Origin of the sequence: Pseudoalteromonas sp. CR1 (genome assembly GCF_019392235.1) — a bacterium.
GTDB lineage: Bacteria > Pseudomonadota > Gammaproteobacteria > Enterobacterales > Alteromonadaceae > Pseudoalteromonas.
Genome location: NZ_JAHXRM010000025.1, coordinates 1 through 13,647 on the forward strand (window position 1 = coordinate 1; position 13,647 = coordinate 13,647).

At 39.8% G+C, this 13,647-nt stretch carries 13 protein-coding genes and 1 tRNA gene; 6 read left to right on the top strand and 8 right to left on the bottom strand.

Translation table 11 applies throughout. The features are described from left to right. From KZZ04_RS17205 to KZZ04_RS17215, 3 genes are all read left to right on the top strand, one after another. A tRNA-Asp gene (locus tag KZZ04_RS17205) sits at positions 1-77 on the top strand. 614 nt (positions 78-691) lie between these two features. Further along, positions 692-1,282 (top strand): ATP-binding cassette domain-containing protein, encoded by a 591-nt coding sequence (locus tag KZZ04_RS17210; RefSeq protein ID WP_219423441.1) that lies wholly within the window; start codon positions 692-694, stop codon positions 1,280-1,282. Next, on the top strand, positions 1,279-2,394 hold the full coding sequence (locus KZZ04_RS17215; RefSeq protein ID WP_219423443.1) for a DUF6136 family protein: 1,116 nt from the start codon (positions 1,279-1,281) through the stop codon (positions 2,392-2,394). Before KZZ04_RS17210 ends, KZZ04_RS17215 begins: the two co-directional genes overlap by 4 nt. Here KZZ04_RS17215 and fadE read toward each other — a convergent pair whose 3' ends face one another. After that, entirely contained in the window at positions 2,395-4,851 is a 2,457-nt protein-coding gene (fadE, locus tag KZZ04_RS17220) for an acyl-CoA dehydrogenase FadE (RefSeq protein WP_219423445.1), read from the bottom strand. A 304-nt stretch (positions 4,852-5,155) separates the two neighbouring features. Between fadE and KZZ04_RS17225 the strand changes: the two genes are divergently transcribed. Then, a complete protein-coding gene (locus KZZ04_RS17225) occupies positions 5,156-5,920 on the top strand; it encodes a class II glutamine amidotransferase (protein WP_058405638.1) in 765 nt (254 codons plus the stop codon). A 28-nt stretch (positions 5,921-5,948) separates the two neighbouring features. Here the strand turns inward: KZZ04_RS17225 and KZZ04_RS17230 are convergent, their stop codons facing one another. The 5 genes from KZZ04_RS17230 to cmoA form a co-directional block, all read right to left on the bottom strand. Beyond that, complete coding sequence (locus KZZ04_RS17230) at positions 5,949-6,677, bottom strand: DUF3108 domain-containing protein (protein WP_219423447.1); 729 nt, start codon at positions 6,675-6,677, stop codon at positions 5,949-5,951. Between the two features lie 16 nt (positions 6,678-6,693). Then, positions 6,694-7,341 (bottom strand): phosphoribosylglycinamide formyltransferase, encoded by a 648-nt coding sequence (gene purN, locus KZZ04_RS17235; RefSeq protein WP_006794043.1) that lies wholly within the window; start codon positions 7,339-7,341, stop codon positions 6,694-6,696. Beyond that, positions 7,341-8,393 (bottom strand): phosphoribosylformylglycinamidine cyclo-ligase, encoded by a 1,053-nt coding sequence (gene purM, locus KZZ04_RS17240; RefSeq protein ID WP_219423449.1) that lies wholly within the window; start codon positions 8,391-8,393, stop codon positions 7,341-7,343. The genes purN and purM overlap by 1 nt, the downstream gene beginning before the upstream one ends. A 192-nt stretch (positions 8,394-8,585) precedes the next feature. Beyond that, positions 8,586-9,554: a tRNA 5-methoxyuridine(34)/uridine 5-oxyacetic acid(34) synthase CmoB gene (cmoB, locus tag KZZ04_RS17245; protein WP_219423451.1), complete on the bottom strand. Its 969-nt coding sequence runs from the start codon at positions 9,552-9,554 to the stop codon at positions 8,586-8,588. A gap of 13 nt (positions 9,555-9,567) precedes the next feature. Further along, complete coding sequence (gene cmoA / locus KZZ04_RS17250) at positions 9,568-10,293, bottom strand: carboxy-S-adenosyl-L-methionine synthase CmoA (RefSeq protein WP_058552814.1); 726 nt, start codon at positions 10,291-10,293, stop codon at positions 9,568-9,570. Between the two features lie 116 nt (positions 10,294-10,409). On the opposite strand from cmoA, the gene KZZ04_RS17255 reads away from it, so the two are divergent. Then, entirely contained in the window at positions 10,410-11,096 is a 687-nt protein-coding gene (locus tag KZZ04_RS17255; protein ID WP_006794039.1) for a DUF3334 family protein, read from the top strand. Positions 11,097-11,248: 152 nt separating this feature from the next. After that, the gene (locus KZZ04_RS17260) at positions 11,249-12,037 is read left to right on the top strand and encodes a hypothetical protein (protein ID WP_219423453.1); all 789 of its coding nucleotides are present in this window, start codon (positions 11,249-11,251) and stop codon (positions 12,035-12,037) included. Between the two features lie 7 nt (positions 12,038-12,044). Here the strand turns inward: KZZ04_RS17260 and KZZ04_RS17265 are convergent, their stop codons facing one another. Together KZZ04_RS17265 and KZZ04_RS17270 are read right to left on the bottom strand one after the other, a co-directional pair. Beyond that, a complete protein-coding gene (locus tag KZZ04_RS17265) occupies positions 12,045-12,545 on the bottom strand; it encodes a M48 family metallopeptidase (protein ID WP_219423455.1) in 501 nt (166 codons plus the stop codon). A gap of 29 nt (positions 12,546-12,574) precedes the next feature. Further along, positions 12,575-13,423 carry a DUF72 domain-containing protein gene (locus tag KZZ04_RS17270; RefSeq protein WP_219423457.1) on the bottom strand — a complete coding sequence of 283 codons (849 nt, stop codon included), beginning with the start codon at positions 13,421-13,423 and terminating at the stop codon, positions 12,575-12,577. Positions 13,424-13,647: the final 224 nt, after the last annotated feature.

Consider the following 13,647-nt stretch of genomic DNA (forward strand, 5'->3'; position numbering starts at 1 on the left):
GGAGTGGTAGTTCAGTTGGTTAGAATACCGGCCTGTCACGCCGGGGGTCGCGGGTTCGAGTCCCGTCCACTCCGCCAATTGTTATTTCCTCAATAACAAGGTTATAAGCATAATTTAGTTTTCACCAAAAGCATTTCTAGTATTTTAAATTTTAGAATTATTAATACTGCCAAACTATTAAATAAAAATTAATAAATAATTATTTTCATTCATTTTTTGTGTTTTAAATAATACTTTTAAATATACACATGTATTTGCATTGAATAGGCTTATAACGTCACTGTAGATGCTATTTTTCGTTATTAAATAAAACCCACTACCTAAATTTTTTACCGCCACAGATTACCTCAGAGCTAATTAAGTTGTTTTATACAAATCCGCAATAATACTTAATCATTTTGCGGGGCTAAGCGTGTCGCTACCTTGTTAAAAAATTCTCTTTTACAACAGCATGGATGCAGAAGGTAGAGCAATGCAGGAGCAATTGCCAAGAACAACTAAATAGCGAATTTTTTGTCTGGCTATTAACACGTTTTTCCAGCCTCAAAATAGATCATCTAATTAAGCGAGTTGGTATTAGTTTATTTATAAAAATGAGTAAGTACTTCTAGCTACAGCAGTAGTCAAATCAATAAGTTTGCCTCTTTACTTTGTCGGCTTATAATAAAACCTTAGTTTAAAGGGATATTTTATGATTGAAGTCGTTGGCTTAAATAAGCAGTTTTTCAACAATGTAGTTTTCAAAAATTATAATCAGGTTTTTTCAGATCAAAAACTCTGTATAGAAGCGCCTAATGGCCACGGTAAAACTACATTACTTATGATGTTAGCAGGGCTTGATAAACCACAAAGTGGCTCATTTTTATTTGCCGGCAGTACTTTAAGTGAGCCTACAAAAACAGTAGCGATTGCCAGTGACCGAATTACGTTACCTGATTTTTTAACAGCTAAGCAAATCATTGATTTGTCTGTTCGCACAGTCGATTGCCAGTGGCCACATGAATTAGTTAAAGGGTTTAGCTTTACTGAATTTTTAAATACTCGATTTAGTGCCTTGTCTTCGGGCAATCAAAAAAAGTGTCAGCTTATTTTAGCGCTAATGCGAAAGTCACCTTACTTATTTCTTGATGAGCCAAGTGCTGCACTTGATCAAATGAGTATTCAGTACCTTTTAAACTTACTCGATGTTTATTTGATTGATAAGCCGAATGGGCAAATTATTATTACTTGTCATGAGCCTGCAGTCTTTACCACACATGGTTTCAGATGTGTGCCGTTATGAGTTTTGTGAGCGTAAAAAGCAGGCTTGAGCAGTACCATGCGTTTATAAGCTATCGGTACTTAGCATACACGCTTGAGCTTAAGCAGCTGCTAGTGCAGCTAAAGAGCTTTGGTTTGATATTTTTAGTGGTATTGGGTTCATCCATTTTGGGCTTGGTGCTGTTGCTCTTTTTAGGTTTAGGGAAAATTATAGACAGTACAGATGCGCCTTTAAGTGGTGCTCAAATGGCGCTGTTTTATTTGTTATTGCAAAGCGTGATGTTAAGCGCAATGAAACCGGCAATTAAGAATAGCAATCAACGGTTATTTCAGCGCACAATCGCTCGTCCAAGCTGGTTAAATTTAGCAGATATAAAATTGCTACTTATTAGCAATGGCTGGCTTATAGCGAGTCTGCTGGTAGCACTTGATTTAACCTTAGTACAGTGGATAAAAGTACCGCACTTTATCGTTTTTATATGCCTTCAGTTAGGTTTAGGCATTATCTGTTTATACAAACCTAGTGCACTCGTTTATGGGTTTGTTTTTAGCACTTTATTTTTATTAACTTCTGTTGAGTTATCACCGCTTATTTATCATCTGGGTTATGCAATTATCTTTTTCTTTAGCATTTTTATACCGGTAATTAATATAAATAGGATGGTGAGTGTGCGCTCTTTGTTTGGTTTTTGGTTTTGTTACTTCATAAACCATAGCTGGACGTTGGTATGGCGTATATCGTTACTTTTATGTGTATTTATGGCATCGGCTGCTTTATTAGAAAAGCGTCCAGATCTTGTAAATATACCAGATACTGTGGCAATTGCTTTTATTGTACTTTTTAGCAGCTCATTACAATTTGATTGTACTAAGGTTTATGAACAATACCGCTTGTTTTTCAAAATGACTCATAAGGCGCGAGCGTTTAATATCAGCCAGTTTATACCCAGTATACTGTTGCTTTTAGGAGCCTTTATAACCTATAGCATTACGTTTGAGAGATTAAACAGTATGTTATTAAGCTTGGGTTTTATGTGGTGTTTATTGCAGGTTTATTTTGCACAAAAAAAACCAGCGCATTATGCGCTGGTTTGGATTATTTCTACCGTTGGGCTGCTTGCTTTACTAAATTAGTTAAGCAGCATCCACTTTTGTAATAACACTATCTCGAGCGGCTTTGCCTGCAAGCAAATCAGCAGGGTCAAAGTCATCTACGTTAATTACGTCTAAACGAGCCTGTTCTACAGCGGCTAACTTATCCGCTTCGGCTTGGCTTAAAATACCCGCTTCAAGACCCATTTGCGCTACTTTATCAAGTTGGAAAAACGGCAGTTTCACACCTTTTTCTTTACATACTCTTTCAAATAACGGCTCTACTTCTAGTACGTCTTTAAGCGTTTGCTCCTGACGACCTACAAGATTAAGAGGCTCATTTGTTAAGTATACATAACTTGCTAAACGGTTACGTGTTTCGCTAGGTACTTGTAAGATTTGAGCTAGTTTATGCTCTAACTTATCAGTCGGTTTGCGCACCGGGCGACCAAACGGGAACAATAACACTTTCAATACGCCACGAAGTGGTGCAGAAGGCATGTTGTTAATCAAGTCAGCAAGCGCACGTTGACAGTGGTAAAGGTGATCCTGACAGCTCCATTGAACTAGCGCAAAATCTTCTTTCTTACGGCCTTCGTCGTTGTAACGTTTAAGCGTTGCAGATACTAAGTATAGGTAGCTTAATAAATCACCTAAACGTGCAGAAATACGCTCTTTACGTTTAAGAGAGCCGCCAAATACAGCCATGCTTATGTCAGACATAAGCGCAAGTGAAGCACTAAAGCGAGACGCTATGCGGTAAAACTCAGCTGTTTCGTCATGGTAAGGCACACTTGTAAAGCGAGCACCTGTAAGGGCAAGCCACTTAGTACGCACTAGGTTCGACATAGTAAAGCCAATATGACCCATTAGCGCTTTATCAAATACGTTAAGCGCTTCTTCGCGATCTTCAATTTCACATGCACCAAGCTCTGTAAGTACAAATGGATGACAGCGAATGGCACCCTGGCCGTAAATAATCATATTACGGGTCAGGATGTTTGCACCTTCAACGGTGATGGCAATAGGTGCACCTTGATAGCCACGACCTAAATAGTTATTTGGACCAAGCATGATCCCTTTACCGCCAAGAACGTCCATTGCATGGATTGTTGCATCGCGCATTTGTTCGGTTAAGTGGTATTTAATAATCGCTGATACAACAGACGGTTTTTCACCTAAGTCAACCGCGCCAGTCGACATGCTTACTGCAGCGTCTGAACTGTATGCGTAACCGGCTAGTTTAGCCATTGATTCTTCAACACCTTCCATTTTACCAATTGGCAAACGGAACTGACGACGAATACGGCTGTATGCACCCGTAGCGGTGGCAATCATTTTAATTCCGCCGGCAGAGTTAGACGGCAATGTAATCGCACGGCCTACCGATAAACACTCAACTAGCATGCGCCAGCCTTGGCCAGCCATATCAGGGCCACCAATAATGTAATCAAGAGGTACAAAAATGTCTTTACCGCGAGTAGGACCATTTTGGAATGGTACGTTAAGCGGGAAGTGACGACGACCAATCTCTACTCCAGGAGTATCTGTTGGGATCAACGCACAGGTAATACCTGGCTCTTTCACATCACTTAATAAGCCATCTGGATCTTGTAATTTAAATGCAAGCCCAAGCACCGTTGCCACGGGCGCAAGCGTGATATAGCGCTTATTCCACGTTAGGCTTATACCTACAACTTCTTCACCATTCCATTGTCCTTTACACACAACACCGTAATCAGGGATTGAACTTGCGTCAGATCCTGCTTCTGGTGATGTTAATGCAAAACATGGAATTTCATGGCCGCTAGCTAAGCGCGGTAAGTAATGGTCTTTTTGCTCTTTTGTACCATAGTGTTGTAATAATTCACCTGGACCTAATGAGTTTGGAACACCAACAATTGACGAAAGTAATGTTGATTTACTCGTTAGTTTTTGAAGTACACAAGACTGAGCAAACGCAGAAAACTCTAAACCGCCGTATTCTTTTTTAATGATCATGGCAAAAAATTTATTATCTTTGAGGTATTGCCATACATCTTGCGGTAAATCAGTTAACTCGTGTGTTGCTTCCCAATCGTCTAGCATGCTACATACTACTTCAACAGGGCCGTCTATAAAGGCTTGTTCTTCAATAGTAAGTTTAGGCACAGGGTATTGATGTAGCTTTTTCCAATCTGGGTTACCGCAAAATAAATCAGCTTCCCACCAAGTTGTACCCGCATCGATTGCTGACTTTTCAGTGTCAGACATGCTCGGTGTTACTTTTTTGAATACCGTAAAGATAGGTTTGATGATGTATTGCTGGCGAATACCAGTAACTGAAAGAGGCACTGCGATGACCAAAAAGATCAACCAGCTAATTAAACCAAAAGCACCCGCAAAGGTACCAATTAATAACGTTGCAGCAGAAACACCAAGTGCTGTGTTCCAACTCGCTCTGTGGTAAATCGCAGTGCACAGCAGTACGATTAAACCGAGTGTAGATATGAGTGTCATTTTAATTCCTTAATAGAGGTCAGACCACCTTATTTAGAGTAGCGCTAGTCAGCTCAAGTTTCAAGTAAATTAGCGTGTAAAATTATAGTAAAAAGTCAGAAGTTTTGCTTTACAAAATACCTTTTAAGGGGACGAATAGTGCTTTTTGCCATACACATTATGTTTTTTATTAATTCAGAGCGTTAAAAATTTATAATTCAGGTAGTCATAATGATTTTTTTAAGTAAATATGCAACTAATCTAGCAAAATTTTTTTTGTAAAATGTACTGCTATTTATCCGTATTTTTTAAGGGCTATTTATAAATGTGTGAATTACTTGGCATGTCAGCCAATGTACCTACTGATATCTGTTTTAGTTTTTCTGGTCTTTTGGAGCGAGGCGGTAATACAGGTCCGCATAAAGATGGCTGGGGTATTACTTTTTATGAAGGTAAGGGCTGTAGAACATTTAAAGATCCTGAACCCAGCTATAAATCTGAAATTGCTAAGCTTGTTAAAGCTTATCCTATAAAAAGCGTTTCGGTTATCAGCCATATACGCCAAGGTAATCGAGGTCGGGTATGCCTTGAAAATACTCATCCGTTTACGCGTGAGCTATGGGGGCGCGAAATAACCTACGCACACAATGGCCAGCTTTCTAATTATCACGATTTAAAACCCGAATATTATCGCCCAGTGGGCAACACCGACAGTGAACTCGCTTTTTGTTGGTTGCTGGATAAAATTCGTGAAAAATACCCAAAGCGACCTTCTAACATGGCGTCAGTATTTAGATACGCAGCAAAGCTTTCACATACGTTACGTGAAAAAGGTGTATTTAATATGCTGTTGACCGATGGTGTATTTGTTTTAGCGTATTGCACAAATAACTTACATTACATAACGCGCCGTGCGCCATTTGGCAAAGCTACATTAATTGATGCTGATATGGTGGTTGATTTTCAAAAAGAGACAACCCCAAACGATGTGGTCACTGTCATTGCAACAAGGCCGCTTACAAACGATGAACGTTGGAAAAAAATGGAGCCAGGAGAGTTTTCGTTATTTAAAATGGGTGAGCTTATATAGCCCACCTATTTTACAAATAAACTTTCAGTTAATTAGCTTGAAGGTTTTTAGTGTGGTCAACCGTTGCGGTTGGGGCAGTCACAGTAAATGAATTCATTTGAACTTCAAACTGTTCAGTGCCTTTTTTACCTTTCCACATGCGCACAAGCATGTAATCCATTTCAGGTGCAAACCAAGCGAGGGCTTGTCGTTTGTCGGTATCGTATAAGCGTTTAACTTTAATTGCCTCAATGTTACCTATAGGCAAAGAAATCATTTCTGTACCAACAACCTCGAAATTATATTCCCGACACTTACCTTTTTTATCAATAAGCGGAAAAGAGAAGTTAGTTTGACCTTTTTTTAACCCTTCACGAACCTGAACTTGGTACGAAATTGCGTCTTGATAATTATCATGCCATTGACAGTTTAGAGGGTATTCGCTTTGATTACTCATTACTTTTTGCGCTTTGAAGTCAAAATCTAGCTTATAATCTTCATCAGGCAAAGTCCCTTCACTTTTTTGATAATAATGTGATGGTATTATCTTTTGTTCTTTGAAAGTAAAAGTTGAAGACTCTTCTCGCACATCAGTAAAAATCATCCAGTCAATATCACTGGAATATTTTATTCTGTATGTGTTTTCATCGATTTTTTTAAGAGTACGAATAGCTTTACCGTGATTACTGCCTTTACGCAAAATATCATACTTGGCTTCGTATTGAGTCAATTCGCCTGCAATAAGGCTTGTTGGAAGTAAAGCGCCCGCACATAGCATTAGGGCGCTTATTTTTTTATTGTGGGTAGTGCGCGCCGTGTGCAGGAAGTTGTTTTTTGTCAAGAACCGCATAATCTGCTTCCATAGTAAGTCTTTGTTCACTGAACCATTTGACCACCAAAGGATAAATTATATGCTCTTGTTCGTGCACGCGTTTTGCTAATGTGTCTGCTGTATCATCCTTGAGTACAGGTATTTGTGCTTGAAGAATAACCGGACCACCGTCTAATTCTTCAGTTACAAAGTGAACACTTACGCCATGAACATCGTCTTTTGCATCAATTGCTCTTTGGTGGGTATTCAGCCCCTGGTACTTAGGCAACAAAGATGGATGAATGTTCAACATTTTTCCAATATATTTTTGCACTAAGCTAGGTGTAAGAATACGCATAAACCCAGCTAATACAACTAGATTTGGTTCAAAAGAGTCGATAACGTTCATTAACTGCGCATCGTAGGCCTCGCGCGAGTCAAAATCTTTATGACTAAGGACTTGCGTTGCAATGCCTGCATTTTTAGCACGCTCTAGGCCATACGCGTCTGCTTTATTACTAATAACAGCCGCAATATGTCCGTTTATCTCGCCACGTTCACAGGCATCTATAATGGCTTGTAAATTAGAGCCACTGCCTGAAATTAAAACTACTAGACGAGTGGGTGCCATTACTTAGCACCACCTACAATGTCTACTTGCTCTTCGCCTGGTGCCGCATCTTGGATTTCGCCAAGGTGCCAAGCGTTTTCACCTAAATCTTTAAGCATAGTTAAGCTTTGCTCAAGTTTATCCGCAGGAACAACCAAAACCATGCCTACACCACAGTTAAATGTGCGGTACATCTCATGCGTAGTAATATTACCGTTTTCTTGTAACCAGTTAAAAATAGGTGGCCACTGCCAGCTATCGCCTTTAACCACTGCCTTAGCAGATGCAGGTAGTACGCGTGGAATGTTTTCCCAAAAGCCACCACCCGTAATATGCGAAAGGGCATGTACGTCAACGTGCTTAAATAACTCAAGTAACGGTTTAACGTAAATACGTGTAGGCTCTAATAAATGCTCGCCTAGTGTTTTACCGTCTATAACTTGATTAGTGTCGGCGTTGGATACTTCAAGTACTTTACGAATTAAAGAAAAACCGTTTGAATGAGGGCCGCTAGATGCAAGCGCAATAAGCTGATCGCCTGCAGCTACTTTAGTGCCATCAATAATTTTAGATTTTTCAACCACACCAGTACAAAAACCTGCCATGTCGTAGTCTTCACCATCATACATACCTGGCATTTCTGCTGTTTCGCCACCAATTAGGGCACAACCTGAAATTTCACACCCTTTACCAATACCGGTTACTACGTCTGCTGCTGTGTCTATGTCTAGTTTACCTGTAGCATAGTAATCTAGAAAAAACAGGGGTTCAGCACCTTGAACAATTAAATCGTTTACACACATAGCAACTAAGTCAATACCTACGGTATCGTGCTTTTTAAGGTCAATTGCCATACGCAATTTAGTACCTACACCATCAGTACCCGCTACTAATACTGGTTGTTTATAACCTTCAGGAATTTCGCACAGTGCGCCAAAACCACCAATTCCGCCCATCACTTCAGGACGACGGGTTTTTTTAACTACGCCTTTAATACGCTCAACAAGTGCATTACCAGCGTCGATATCTACGCCCGCGTCTTTATAGCTAAGAGACTGTTTTTGTTCGCTCACAGGTTTTCCTCAAAATAGTTGTTTTGGGTTGCTTAGAAACGCGCGTATTTTACAACAATTGCACCTGCGCGGCTAGCGTAAATATAGCTTTGAAATAATTAACAAGGACACTTGTCCGCTAGTTGCTGTATTAGTAAACAAAAAAGCGCCCAACGGCGCTTTTTAATAACAAAATAAAACTTAATATAGTAATTAGGCTTTAGCTGTGAGTATTGCTCTGAGTGGGGCAGGGTAACCTTCAATGGTTTTACTTGTATCGTTTGGGTCTAAAAAGTCGACTAACGATTCGTTTTCCATCCAATCAGTTTTACGTTGTTCGTCGAGCGTGGTAATTGCGCAGTCTTTTATTTGTACATCTTTAAAGCCAACGCGCTCCATCCACAGTTTTAATGCAGCAGTACTTGGAATAAACCATACATTGCGCATTTTTGCGTAGCGGTCGGTAGGCACGAGTACTGTGTTTTCGTCGCCTTCAATTACTAGCGTTTCAAGCACCAATTCGCCACCCGGGCGAAGCTGTGCTTTCAATTGTGCTAGAAAGTCGATAGGTGAGCGACGGTGATAAAGCACGCCCATCGAAAATACCGTATCAAAGGCTTTAAGTTCTGGTAGGGCTTCAACACCTAGCGGAAGTAAATGTACGTTCTCGTCTGGGTTATAATGTTTAATGGCCTGAAACTGACATAAAAATAAGTCAGACGGATCAATACCCACTACAAACTCAGCGCCTTCTCCGCGCATGCGCCACAAATGATACCCCGAGCCACAACCAATATCTAACACGGTACGGCCTTTTAACGGCTCAATATGTGGAAGGAGCCTGTCCCATTTCCAATCGCTGCGCCATTCGGTGTTTATTTCAATACCATGCACATTAAATGGGCCTTTGCGCCAAGGCATCATGCGTTTTAATAAATGTGTAGCTTGCTTTTGCTCGCCTTCGCTCATCTCCCCTGGTGCGCCAATTTCTACTTTAGTGGCGATATCAACGTGAGTTGTTTTTACTACTGGTAAATTTTTAAGTACTTTTTGCCATTTTGGTAAATCACCATGGCTTGCCTCTAACTGCCAATGTTTTAATTGAGCGGGTAGAGTTTCTAGCCAGTGGCTAAGTGAGCTTTGTGCAATAGCAGCGTAAAATTGATTAAACCATTGAGACATAAATTACTCTTTATTATTTAATTGCTACCATTGAGCAAAAATTAAAACATTGGTACCACACTTGTGTTTGGCTAAAGCCAATATCACTTAACCTGTTAAGGTGCGTGCTGAGTGTGTCGGGGCGCATTACATTTTCTATTGCGGTACGTTTTTGACTTATTTCAAGCTCAGAGTAGCCATTATGACGTTTAAAGTCGTGATGCAAATCAATCAATAAATTATCGCATTGCTCGTTTTCAGCTTTAATTTTTTCGCTTAGTAGTAACACACCGCCAGGCTTTAAATTAGCGTATATTTTTTCAATAACAGCTTGGCGCTGCGCATGAGGGATAAACTGCAGTGTAAAGTTCATTGCCACAACCGATGCATTTTTGATATCAAGCTCGTTAATATCCCCTAAAGTAACGGTTACAGGTACCTCAGATTTAAAACCCTGTAAATGCAGTTTGCAACGCTCAACCATGGCTTGTGAGTTATCCACTGCAATAATATGGCAATTATCGGTGCGAATATTACGGCGCATACTCAGCGTTACTGCACCAAGCGAGCAGCCTAAGTCATACAAGTTAGAATTACTTTGTGCATATTGCCCCGCTAATTTGCCCATAGTGCTAACAATAGTGGCATAGCCAGGCACAGAGCGCTGAATCATATCGGGGAATACTTCAACCACATTTTGGTCAAAGCTAAAATCTTTTACTTGTTGCTCAGAGGCGTAAATACTGTCTTTTATGGTCACGAAGGCAGTCTCTTTAAAAATAATAAGGTTATTTTAACATTTTATGCTGGATAGTCAGTGATAAATTCAGTAGGTTGGCTAGAATTATGAATAATAAGTACAAAAGAGAACGTTAAATGAGCAAAAGTAAAGTTATTAGCACCGACGATATACTAGCAACACTTTGTCACTCAGTGACAGGGGTACTTTCATCAGCAAGTGGTAACGAAATAAGTTACTCAGCCATGGTGCAAAAAATAACACGCACCTGCATGCGACCAGACATTGGTTGCTTTGTATTATTTGATGGCGGATTTACAGGGCTTGTTGTCACCAACTTCACATCGCAAGCAGCAATGGAAATATACGGCGACTACATGCGTAACATGGGTATGCCGGAAGAAGAAATAGCACATAGCCATTTGTCAGACGATGTTTCAAACGTAATGGGCGAGTTAATGAACCAAATTGTAGGCGACTTTACCTCTAAAGTGCGCGAACAACTTCATACCTCTATTACGCAAAATCAGCCGAAAATGATGGCAATTAATAAACAAGTGCAAATTTCGGTCGATACCACAATGGATCGCCCACAAGCGCGCCGCGTTACTTTTACTACCCGCAATCAAAATATTTTCTACTTAGAACTGGCAATGGATAAAACAGAGTTTATAAAACTACACGACTTTGACATTATTGAAGCCATTGACCCAGATGACATTATCGAAAACGAAGCTAAACAAAAAGCTGAGAAAGCGCAGGCTAAAAAAGAGCCCGTGCAAGACGATGCTGATGACGACTTTATGGCTGAACTAGGGTTGTAATCGTAGGTTGGGTAGAGTGAAACGAAACCCAACGTGCTTTTGAGTTGGTATTGTTTAGCTATCAGCGGTCACTAGAAAAGCTACCAAAGAGAACGCGATTTTAAATCGCGTTTTTTGTGAATAAAAAATAAAACCTAAAGGAAAGGGATTACATGGCAGTTATCGATAAGAAAAATAATAAAATTTTTAAAGGAGTTTTGATTTCCTTAATTGTATTAGCAATAGTTTCAATGGTTGTCATCTTTACACTTTGGTTCAAAGGTTTAGGTGTAGGAATCGGAGGAACCACTGAGACTTGGTCTCACTTTGGAAGTTTCTTTGGTGGGGTATTAGGTCCTATACTTTCTTTCTTCTCTTTTATTGCGATTATATGTACCGTTTACCTTCAATCTGCAAGTAATACAGCCCAAGCTTCTGCTAATGAACAAGCCGCAAAAGATCGGCTATTGGCTGAGGATCTAGCAGTAAGGTATCAAGAAGAGCAAAAAATTGCATTTCTAAAAAATATAGAACACGAGAAGCAGCAACAGCTACTATCTTTTTTCATTAATACTTTTGATGAACTTGAATCACTAGGTTGCGAAGCTGTTCAGGATTTAACAGAAAAAAATGAATTTGGGCTAGCTACCTTATCATATAGAACCACTTCTTACGCTTGGAAGGCACATTCAACGTCGCTAGTTTTAAAAAGGTGCCTTGATAAATTTGATAGTGGAAGTGCAGAACTTATTTATATATATGCAACTAAATGTTCAGGACAGATAAATAACTTTAAAAAAAATATCGAAATATATCGAGCTTGCTTTAACAATAGTGCTGAAGAATTAGCTAGGGTTTTAAATGAGTCGCAAGAAACACACATAAGGTTTGAAAATTCTCTACAAATTTTGAAGGATAAATACATTTCAATTTGGGAAGAGGAAAGTAACAATGGAAACTGATCTGAGATTACAAGCCATAAGGATTTTCTCCCATCGCTACCACTACACAAAATATCCGTAAATCCAGCTCCAATTGGTGATAACTCGGCTCCATGTGGCAGCACAGTTTATAAAAGCTTTTATTGTGATCTTTTTCTTTAAAGTGTGCGAGCTCGTGTACAACTAAGGCTTTTAATAAAGGCTCGGGGGCGCGCAATAAATCGCTGTTTATGGCTAAATCGTGTTTACGGGTTTTGCCTTGCATACGATAGGTGTGCGTACCCAATGCGTTGGTGACCATGTCGCCTTGTTTTTTAAATGCTGCGCGGCCAAATGGTGGGGCGTTTTTTAAATACTGCTTTTTAAGCTCGGTGGCGTAGCTATAAAGTAGTTTATCGGTGGTTATGGTGTGCGCTTGCGGGTACTTTTTAAGTAAGTAGTCACAAGCCTTGTTGTTACTAATTAGGCTTAATACTTGCTCAACAATATTTGCAGGGTAGCCTGTAAAGTAACGGGCGTATTCACTCATTTTTATGTCTCTATATTCTTGTTTTATTTTTAAAAAAGGGCATGTTGCTGCGCTTCTTTCTCGCCGCTAAACGGATTGAGTACACTATGGTTATACCCAAGATCTTTACAAAATTGGCGTGCAAGTAATGGCGACTCACGATTATCAGCAGTATGAAAAAACACATAAGGGGATTTACCCTCATCAAGCCATTGTTTTACTTTACTAAGCCACGGCTTATAAAAGGTTTGGTAGTCGTTTTGTAAATCAGCAATCACAAACCGTGCCATAGGCTCTGACCCCGTGGCAATTGCATGCACCGGCAAGTGAGGTTTTTTTTGCTGCGCATCTATTAACGCTTCGGTGGTTGGCTTTACTGCAAAAAGCGCTCGCGTATCCATAGAAATACGATTTATGTTGTTTGCCATTAATAACTGATTAAGCGCTATTTCGGCTTCACCTTTTTTAAAAAACTCAGCATGGCGTACTTCTACACCATAGGTAAGCTCTTTAGGCAGTAAGCTAATAAAGTGTGCCAATTTAGATAAATCATTTGGGCCAAATGCTTTGGGTAATTGCAGCATTATTTGCCCTGTTTTTTCAAGTAAAGGAGCAAATAGGGTTAGCCAATCGGTAAGTTCTTTTTGCACATTGGTAAGCTGTAGTTCGTGGCTAAAACGACGATGAAATTTAAAGGTAAATTTAAAATCGTCAGGTACGCTTTGTGCCCAGCGCAAAGCAGTACTGGGTGATGGGTCGGCGTAAAAACTGGTGTTACCTTCTACCGAATTAAAATGCTGCGCGTATTGGCTTAGCATGTCGGCGTTTTTACATTGGCTTGAAAATAAATTGCCTTTCCATGCAGTGCTAGACCACTGAGGGCATCCAATATATAACATAAAAAATAGCTAATAAATTACATCGTGGCGCCAGTGTAGCAAATACCAACAGTGGCTGCTTTAAATTAACACCAACACACCAAACACGCCTAGCATCTTCAACCTACTTGGGTATAATGCAGGGCTTAATTTGAATATTCTTAGATTGCTTACGGCTTTATTTGAAGTGTGGTGGCCTTTTTTTAAATTATGCGCCTATATAAACAAATAATTTTTACCGTTGA

Bases quoted from the DNA above. Each gene is read 5' to 3' on its own strand.
- KZZ04_RS17210 (WP_219423441.1), top strand. From the start codon at position 692: ATGATTGAAGTCGTTGGCTTAAATAAGCAGTTTTTCAACAATGTAGTT.
- KZZ04_RS17215 (WP_219423443.1), top strand. From the start codon at position 1,279: ATGAGTTTTGTGAGCGTAAAAAGCAGGCTTGAGCAGTACCATGCGTTT.
- fadE (WP_219423445.1), bottom strand. From the start codon at position 4,851: ATGACACTCATATCTACACTCGGTTTAATCGTACTGCTGTGCACTGCG.
- KZZ04_RS17225 (WP_058405638.1), top strand. From the start codon at position 5,156: ATGTGTGAATTACTTGGCATGTCAGCCAATGTACCTACTGATATCTGT.
- KZZ04_RS17230 (WP_219423447.1), bottom strand. From the start codon at position 6,677: ATGCTATGTGCGGGCGCTTTACTTCCAACAAGCCTTATTGCAGGCGAA.
- purN (WP_006794043.1), bottom strand. From the start codon at position 7,341: ATGGCACCCACTCGTCTAGTAGTTTTAATTTCAGGCAGTGGCTCTAAT.
- cmoB (WP_219423451.1), bottom strand. From the start codon at position 9,554: ATGTCTCAATGGTTTAATCAATTTTACGCTGCTATTGCACAAAGCTCA.
- KZZ04_RS17255 (WP_006794039.1), top strand. From the start codon at position 10,410: ATGAGCAAAAGTAAAGTTATTAGCACCGACGATATACTAGCAACACTT.
- KZZ04_RS17260 (WP_219423453.1), top strand. From the start codon at position 11,249: ATGGCAGTTATCGATAAGAAAAATAATAAAATTTTTAAAGGAGTTTTG.
- KZZ04_RS17265 (WP_219423455.1), bottom strand. From the start codon at position 12,545: ATGAGTGAATACGCCCGTTACTTTACAGGCTACCCTGCAAATATTGTT.
- KZZ04_RS17270 (WP_219423457.1), bottom strand. From the start codon at position 13,423: ATGTTATATATTGGATGCCCTCAGTGGTCTAGCACTGCATGGAAAGGC.